Source organism: Alteromonas sp. KS69 (genome assembly GCF_003989595.1).
Taxonomy (GTDB): Bacteria; Pseudomonadota; Gammaproteobacteria; order Enterobacterales; family Alteromonadaceae; genus Alteromonas; species Alteromonas naphthalenivorans.
The window spans coordinates 1-8,697 of record NZ_PYHU01000016.1; the positions used below are offsets into that span (position 1 = coordinate 1).

The 8,697-nt window shown below is 36.2% G+C and carries 6 protein-coding genes and 1 pseudogene; all 7 read left to right on the top strand.

Features of this window, described 5'->3' with window-relative positions:
• Positions 1–517: site-specific integrase (locus C7Y69_RS21565; RefSeq protein ID WP_185864169.1), on the top strand; the 517-nt coding region annotated here is incomplete at its 5' end.
• Positions 510–2,804, top strand: coding sequence for a hypothetical protein (locus C7Y69_RS12085; RefSeq protein ID WP_126872884.1), 2,295 nt, complete (start codon positions 510–512; stop codon positions 2,802–2,804). The genes C7Y69_RS21565 and C7Y69_RS12085, both read left to right, overlap by 8 nt.
• On the top strand, positions 2,805–5,495 hold the full coding sequence (locus tag C7Y69_RS12090) for a hypothetical protein (protein WP_126872885.1): 2,691 nt from the start codon (positions 2,805–2,807) through the stop codon (positions 5,493–5,495).
• A complete protein-coding gene (locus tag C7Y69_RS12095; RefSeq protein ID WP_126872886.1) occupies positions 5,492–6,013 on the top strand; it encodes a hypothetical protein in 522 nt (173 codons plus the stop codon). The genes C7Y69_RS12090 and C7Y69_RS12095 overlap by 4 nt, the downstream gene beginning before the upstream one ends.
• 106 nt (positions 6,014–6,119) lie before the next feature.
• Complete coding sequence (dgt, locus tag C7Y69_RS12100; protein ID WP_126872887.1) at positions 6,120–7,598, top strand: dGTPase; 1,479 nt, start codon at positions 6,120–6,122, stop codon at positions 7,596–7,598.
• Positions 7,599–7,812: 214 nt separating this feature from the next.
• Entirely contained in the window at positions 7,813–7,980 is a 168-nt protein-coding gene (locus C7Y69_RS21570; RefSeq protein ID WP_185864170.1) for a hypothetical protein, read from the top strand.
• 74 nt (positions 7,981–8,054) lie between these two features.
• Positions 8,055–8,678: pseudogene (locus tag C7Y69_RS12105) on the top strand (IS66-like element ISAma4 family transposase); the annotation flags it as partial.
• Positions 8,679–8,697: the final 19 nt, after the last annotated feature.

Genomic DNA, 8,697 nt, shown 5'->3' on the forward strand with positions numbered 1-8,697 from the left:
GGCCCTGCTGAACGGTTACCGCAGAGGTGGTGTTGGCGGCATTTCTAGATGGATTTATATTCCACGTGACGTCATGTTGCGTTTTAAACTTTATTACGAGACAGAAAGACCCGATTGTGGTGAAGATAGTTTGTTCTTGACTGATCCTGCAAGTCGTACTGTACATGGAATAAAGGAATACCAAGGATCTAGAGATTTTAAAGATACACGTGCTTTGGTAATTGACAAACAAAAGGAAGGATTATTACCAACATACCTTCATTTGTTAGACGAAAAACATACATACCACATCCTTAGACATTCTTACGGTACTGATAAGTTTCATGATGCGGTTGAAGAGGATGGACTTGAGCTTGAAAATGTTACGCACTTATCTAGACCATATTTACTAGTTGCAGAATTATTAGGTCATGAAACTCAAGGCAAAGATGCTCCGACAACAACGAGAAAATACATTAGGTCTGTAAAAGAAAAGCTTGATCAAGAAAAATCATACTTGGAGTGCTCAAATGGATAGTGTAGAAGCGAGCTTATTAAAACAACAAGCTGAAATGCTGGCAGAGTTTTCAAGTAAACAAACGGTTAGAGCTGTTGAATTTGAGCCATTTGAGACTGATAAATTTATTGTTCCCGAATATGAGGGTGCAAAGTCGCAAATCGTAACTCTTGAAGATTTCGAATCACACGAGAAGCGATTAATATTTTCGGCTTTATACGCTGCCAATTATATAACTTTTGTTCTTGATGAGGGGACTAGTGGTAATCGTCAAGCATTGTCTTATACCGTCCCTAAATTCATGAGTTACTTGAATGCACTTAAGGTAGATCAATTAAATCGCGTAAACATTTTAAAGTGTTTTGAATCTTACCGGGTTAAAAACGATGGAGTGAAGACTCAAAGCACTGGAATGATTGAATTAATACGACTGATAAATAAAGCGCTTAATTATGTACCATTTGGTAATGAATTATTTGCATCAGATGATTATAAATACCTAGATCTTCTATCAAAAAATAAACCCGCAGCTAGTGATGATAGTGTTCAAACTACACTTACTGATTACTTTGGATTTCACTCTTGGTTAAGAAGAGACGATATCGGTGTTGGGTCACAGCTATATCAAAGAGCTGGATCACCAAAATTATTGATGCGGTCATTCCAAATTACAATAAGCAGCGCATTAATTGAAATTAATAAAGCAAAACACGCGCTTATTGATTTATTTCACAAGAAAAAGGTTAAACCAAACTACTTTCCTGCGAAGTTAATTCGCCCTCATCTAGATAATTATAGCGGAGGTCGCAAAAGTAAACAGTTTCGTGTAGATGAAGCGGCATTTAAAAATACTACTTTAAATAATCAAAGAGAATTTTTTGAGAAACTGAGAAATCTCCTTACTGGAATCACAGCAGATAGCATTATTAATACTGCTTTAGAGTCTTTAATTTTTTCTCAATGTGTAGAAGAGGCACATCAGTTTGCGAAAGATGAATTTTGGGATGGTGGAAAAATAGCAGCCCAAACAACAAAGATATCGAATAAAAGAGTCACAGTTTTTCGTCAGGTCACGGATTATTCACTTTTATTTAATCCTGACTTTATTCAAGAGCTAGTAGAATACTCATCTGAAAGACATAAAAAGATCCCTATTTCTAAAGGGGAAAATTACTTATTTGCTTTATTAATGTCATACCAAACGGTTCCATATAATGATTTATTTAAAATAAAATTGAGTGATTTAAGATTTTCAAAAAGACAAACAGGGGAAGTTACTCAAATAGAATCAGACTATTTTAAGTCTCGCTCAAAAAGCTACCATGATCTTGAAACGGTTGAAGGAAATTCGTTATTAGGCACTTCTATTCTTGCGTTTCTAAATGACCGAACAGATAGACTTAAAGTTGATTGTAAGTTAATCGATAATGATGGTTCATTACAGTCCAAGATGGGAAGAACAGCAAGCATCTCACTGTTCTTCAAGTTCTTGGGAAAATCTTGTATTCGTGACGTGATAAATACCCATTTATCAAAAGAAAAGGTTTCACCCGTATTCATCGAGTGCGTTGTAGGTATATGCGAAAAAGGTATTCGAAAAGAGAATTATGAGAGAAAAAATACTAACTGGCTTTTAAATTGCGAAACACCAACGGTGACTCGTATTTTTAGCTCTGAAGCAGTAAAGAACTCAAGAGTACACTCTCAATCAGATAACTTTGACCCAAGTCGAATTACTAATTACAACTCTCATACAAATGAGACAGAACGTACTAACTATCGTACTGAAGACAATCAAACTTGGATAGATAACTGTGGAAAAATCACTCGCACTGTTATGAATGACATTTCTTTGAATGTCTTAAGGCCCAGTATGTCAGAAGTTTCTGAATATAACACAACAATAGAAAGTGCCTTACAAGCGATTAAACTAAGAGCAGATAATACCTTGGCGCTATTAAAAGTAGTTACTGGCAAAAGTAATGGCAAGGTCAACGGCCTTGGCTTCTTGGTATCTAATGAAGGCAGTGAAAGTAGTCTGCCTGACAATATTTATCTTGTTGATTCACCTGAAACTGTTCTTAAGCTTTTACACTATTTAGGCGAATTAGAACGCAGCCATCAAAAAATCTTTCAACGCGCACCAGAATATTTGTTTCTAGAGGCGTTACCCACGGCAGAATGGATAGAGACGGTTTTATCAAACAGATTGTTTAGTAAAAAAACGGTCATTGAAGGTCAGAAGCTTTATAAGAAGTATAAGAAAGATCTGCCACCTATTTTTACCGCATTTACAGGGGGTTACTAAGTGAATAGTTTGGTTAGTTCGGTCAGCAATATCAACAACTCTAAATCTAGGTTCGTAGAGCATTGTAATGACATGTTGCGTTTAATTGACCCTAAAGGACACGCTTCCTTTATAAGTGATAAATGGGTAATTCCTTTTTCTTCAACCACTGCCAGAGCAGAAAATTTGTATGCAACGTTAGATTTTAGCGACTTCAATAATGAAATTTTAAAATTTAAATCAAGTATTAGAATTGAATTTGAAGTCGGAGAGTTTATTAATTTAACGATCATAGACTTTGCCAAGTGGCTCTTTTTACAGCAAAGGCACAATAACTCGTTGGACTATAGAAGTGTTTGGCATTTGGAAATGCTAAGAATGCTTTTTGCGTATCTTCGAGAAAATAATATTAAATTACTTGATGAATCCAAGCTGGAGGACTTCTTTAGTTTAACTCTAACTCACGATTTTGTAGACAAAGCTTTTGTTAGACGCCTGTCATCTCCCGCTTATGGCTCTCGATTTAAAATGTTTAATTTATCAAGTATTACAAGAACTTTACGCCTTCATAGTGTAGAAAGTGTTGTTACTAATATCCATGAGGAGGATTTAAATAAGGCGTTTAATTCAGCATGTCTATCACAAATGGGTATGACTTTGGCAGATTACAAAAATGGAGGAACATTTGATTTTTTAACTTTGGATGTGGGTAAACATTATGTTGATTATTGTGCAAGCTTCTTTGAGCAACATATTGTTTTTGCTACAGCTCTTCGTTGTTCTGTTTTTGAACTAGGGTTTGATTTAGAAGAGAAAGGAAATCAATCTAAATGGGATGCGTTATTTAATGAAAATAAAGAGCAGCTCTGCAATTTAATTACCACTAAATTTAACGAAATAGTTTTGAAGTATCATGCGTTTAATATAGATAAGCTTAATAAAATAATATTAGAGTTAAAATTAGATGAAACTCGTTTTGATTCACATGAGTTTGTGAGAGCACTGATGTTTTCTCGCTTTTATGATAGTCAGCTAAAAAAAAGAGAATATATACTGTCAGAATATGCTGCGAGTATTAATAGTGATAACACAGGCTTTAAGATCGACTTTTCATTACAAGAATTCGATGAGCATTGTGACAAAGTTTTAAGCGAACAAACTTTAGATTTAGAGAAAGCAGTTGCACTTTTGGACGAATACTTAGATCTATTTCGTGATAGAACTAATGTCAAAATGGGGAGTTTTTTCAGGGATGTCGAAGCTGCTGGTGTAACGGCTATGGTTGCTTATACTGGTTGGAGAGCGAGTGAATATGGCTTTCCTGAATCATCGTTAAATTCTGCTGTTAATAAAGAAATTTCAGATGCTGTATATTCACCGTTCAGTTTTTATATTAAGTGGATTTCACCAAAGACAAATGGCGAGACATTACTAGAAAGAGAAATAACGTTATCAACTGCAATTCTAATTAAGCAATTGTCTGCCTTTACAGCAACAAATGACAACGGTTTTGCGTTGACTTCTGCCACATTTGGAGAAGCTACGCTAATTGAGAGTCATGTCAGTAGAATGGTAGCAAGACATTGGCAGAGTTTTCCTGAAAAATACGTAACGTTTTTAGAACTTGATGAACTTGAACTACTAATGGTTAAGGATACTCATTGTGATTTAGTAGAATTTAAAAGAAAGCAGTATTTGTCTGCTAAATACGATTTGAATAGTGCAATAATTCAGAATCTACAAGAACTAAGAGATAAGCTGAGAAATGATAACCAAGTCCTAGAATTAATATCTCGAAGTTATACGGTTGATCAGAAACACTTACGTTTTGCAGAAACCATCAGACGTTATATCAATGATGAACTTGATGAGATTGCAATTGAAATACTCGAAAATCGCTTATCTCAAGAAACTTTGGAATACATAAGAGTAACTCGTGAAAATATCAGCGATTCAGATATAAGAGCCATAATAGATGAACTTAGAATTGGAATATTTAACGCAACTCCTCACGCATTAAGGCATGTATGGGCCGAAGCTGTCTTGAGGCGATATAAAGGCGACATAGGCAAGTTTATTCGAGCAAATTTCAAACATATCGATGAACGTTTTTTCATGGCATATTTGAAGGGGAAAGAAGCTAAAGCTTTAATGCAGGTCGCCAAGAGAACAACAATAAATCATATTGTAAGAAATAGAATCAAGAGTCTTAATGATGAAAGAAGGCATTATTCTGGTCTGTTTGATCGGTTCATAAATAAAGCTGTTGCTATTACTCATGTTAAAACACACGGAGAGTATGAAAAACTAACAAACAAAGTTTCGAATGACAGAATAATCGATATTAAAGTTAATCCTTGGAATACGTGTGTATTACGAAAGGGTACATTTGTCCACGCTAAGTGCTCAGAAGATGGTACACCTCAGCGGCACAAAGCTGAACCTAGCCTTTGCTTGGGCTGTATCAACGGTGATATCGAAGAGGGAAACTTCAACGGCATTGTTGTATATATCAAACCAGATGTCGAAGCTTGTAGAAACCCAAACCTCCCTCTGTTTATCAAAATGGCGCATTTAGTGACTGTTAGGCTGGCACTCAAACGTATAAAAGAACTGGGTAAAAATCACGATGTATCACCTTATCAAAAATATATTGATTTCTTAAATGAAACAATCGAAATGGTTGTCAGCTCTGAGGAGGCTCCCAAATGAGTAATAATTATTACGATGATTTCTTATTGAAAGAAGAAAGAAGCCAAGAGCCTGAGAGTACAGAAGTAGATAAGAAGTTAGAATGGATCAAGCTTCATCCCACTGCTGAAGAAGCTTACAAAGCGATAAATAATCTTAAAGAGGAAAAGTTACGCTACATCAGGGGGCATCCAGATAAAGATAGTTATAAATATAAAAAGTATTGGACTATTTCAAAAGCAGAAGTCGCTAGAAGAGTTGGAAAAGGGTCTCAGCCAATGTTCAATAGCAATAATTACTCGGTAGGATTAAAAAAATATTTTAATGATATAAACGAAAAACTTCATGTAGCGAAAGAAAGCCGAATAAACAAGCCTAACAAAGGGTATCAGCACAAGACTAAAGAAGAGTTAAAAAACAGTACTATAAAACTAACGAATGAAAACAAAAAATTACTTCAGAATACTTGTGAAGAGCTGTATGGAAGATTGTTGAATGACATACCTCTAGATATAAAACGAAAACTTGGTTTAAAGTAACGACACTTGCCTCAACAGATATAGATATTGAACAAACATTCATAATGTTTGTGGGAATTGTAAAATTTTTATTTTGAATAATAACAATATTAAGGGAAATTTCAGTATGGATTATAACGAAAAGTTAAAGCATGAACGCTTTCGAGCATCAACGGCTCCTAAAGAAACATTTGATGAAGAAATGGAGTCAGATCGGGGGCGTTCAATTAATTCTGCTGCTGTTAGAAGGTTGCAACAAAAAACTCAAGTATTCCCTCTAGAGTCCAATGCTGCGGTTAGAAGTCGTTTAACTCATTCTTTAGAAGTTCAACAAGTTGGTAGATATATCGCAAAACTGGTTTTAAAAAAATTAAACGAAGCTGACAAGTTAAAAGCTTTAGGGTTAGACGATAAAAAAGATGGCTTTACCAGTGCTATTGAAATCGCATGTTTGCTGCACGATGTTGGAAATCCAGCTTTCGGTCATTTCGGAGAAGAAGCCATAAACATGTGGTCTGAAACGTCACTGTTGAATGTTTTCACTGAAAAATTCGGTGATGAGGTTAAGGATAATATACTAGTAAAAGACCTACTTTGTTTTGAAGGTAACGCGCAAGCCATTAGACTTCTACATAGTTTGCAAGACTTAAACCTATCTTTTTCACAAGTAGCCTGTCTAATCAAATATACCCGACCTGCTTACGAACCAAAGCCTACTGATAAAAGTGATCTTTATTACTATCGAAAGAAAAAGCCCGGTTATTACTACTCTGAAGAAGAGTATGTTAAAACGCTTCAAAGTAACTTAAATATTGAATCTGGCAATAGATTCCCGCTGACATACATTATGGAAGCTGCTGATGATATTTCTTACTGTATTGCAGATCTTGATGATGCGTTAGATAAAGGCATTTTAAATGTAGATCAGCTTCATAAAGCTATAAACGATATATGGGATTCTTATTTAGATGATGAAAAAGTTGATAATGAAGTAGTCAAAAAAAGATATTTACCAAATCTTGCTAAAAAGGCTTACAAGAGATATGAGTCAGAGTCTCACAATAAGAACCATTCATACATTCTTACGTTAAGAACTATCTTGGTTAATGAATTAGCTAATTATGCATCTTACAGATATATTGAAAACCATGAAGCTGTGTTCGATGGGACGCTTGATGAGTCTTTGTTAGATGGCAATGATGAATTTCACTTAGCAACAGAAGTTTTGAAAGATGTTGCTTCTAAATATGTTTTTTCTGCTAAAGAAGTAGAGCGTTTAGAGTTACAAGGTCACGCGATAATATCAGGATTACTTGATGCTTATATGCCACTTCTTAAGTTAGATTATGAAAAATTTAAGTCCCTTTCCAAAACCGAGTTTTTGAAACCATGTCCTATTGAGACTAGGTTGTATCATGATTTGTCCAACAAACATAAACGCCATTACAGCGACAGCGTGAAAAGCATACACGAACAAGAAACCGTTTCTGATGAAGATAAAATTTTAGAGTTGTATTACAGATCTCGATTATTAATCGATTACATTAGTGGTATGACGGATCGGTTTGCGTTTGAAGAGTATAGAAGCTTAAAGGCTATTGATTGACGGAAATTGAAGTGGTTTGAATGTATTGGATTAAGTTGATGAGCTTGAATAAGTTTTGTCTGTTCATTTGATTAAATATAGGTCTTGTATTTTTATTCGTAATACCACCTAATATCATACTAAATATAGAAAAAAGTATCTTATCGAGTTACCGGATTCAGTTTCTCATTCAGGAATCGCGATGAGTAAAAATTAATTAAAGGGAGTTGATGTCATGAGTGAAGATAAGAAATTTGCGAAAGACTACCTTATATTCAGACAAGGTCAGGAGAGTTTGTTTGGCGAAAATGATAGTGTTGCAGATGGTATAGAAAAAATCAGGAGTAAACTTTCTGATCTTACCAACATAAAAAATCGTAACCGTTCACCAGGGCCCTATTGACAGTTAGTAATATTTATTTTCAATGATCGTGGGGATCCTATTGATTGATCCCGCCAGTCTGTCAGAGTGGTTTTATGCCACGTAAAAAGCAGCCCACAAAGCCACCCGTCGCTACTAATCTCGATGATGCCAATGAGCTCATTAGTACACTCTGGGACAGGCTAAATGACCTCGAAGACCGACTGAATCAAAACAGTCGTAATTCATCGCGCCCGCCATCGTCTAATGGGCCGGGGGCGTCCTCTTCTGCGCCAGCTAAAAAGCCGACAGGCCGTAAGCGCGGTGCGCAATCCGGCCATAAAGGTAGTAAGCGGATGCTGGCCGATACCGTTGATGAGACGCGCACCTATTATCCCGACGATACTTGTGCTTGCGGTGGTGACATTGCTATCAATGATTCCCCTTATCGTCGGCATCAGGTATTTGATATTCCCAGCCAAGCATTCTCTGTAGTCGAACATCAGTTGCATCAGGGCCAGTGTTGTCAGTGCAGTAAAACGGTAAAAGCCACACTACCCGACAACGTGAATCAAGGGCAGATGGGCAATAACCTGCTGGCGTATGTGGCGATGCAGTCGGGTCAGTTTCACCAGAGTATCAGTAAAATCCAGCAACAGCTCGAGCAAAACTTTGGTTTATCGTTCAGTCGCGGTGCTATCTCTGAAGCACAAGGCCGCGTCAGTGCGGTGCTGACGCCGTAACCGTTCACCAAGGCCC

What these genes read in the sequence shown, in the direction of transcription:
- C7Y69_RS12085 (WP_126872884.1), top strand. Translation starts at nt 510, where the DNA reads ATGGATAGTGTAGAAGCGAGCTTATTAAAACAACAAGCTGAAATGCTG.
- C7Y69_RS12095 (WP_126872886.1), top strand. Translation starts at nt 5,492, where the DNA reads ATGAGTAATAATTATTACGATGATTTCTTATTGAAAGAAGAAAGAAGC.
- dgt (WP_126872887.1), top strand. Translation starts at nt 6,120, where the DNA reads ATGGATTATAACGAAAAGTTAAAGCATGAACGCTTTCGAGCATCAACG.
- C7Y69_RS21570 (WP_185864170.1), top strand. Translation starts at nt 7,813, where the DNA reads ATGAGTGAAGATAAGAAATTTGCGAAAGACTACCTTATATTCAGACAA.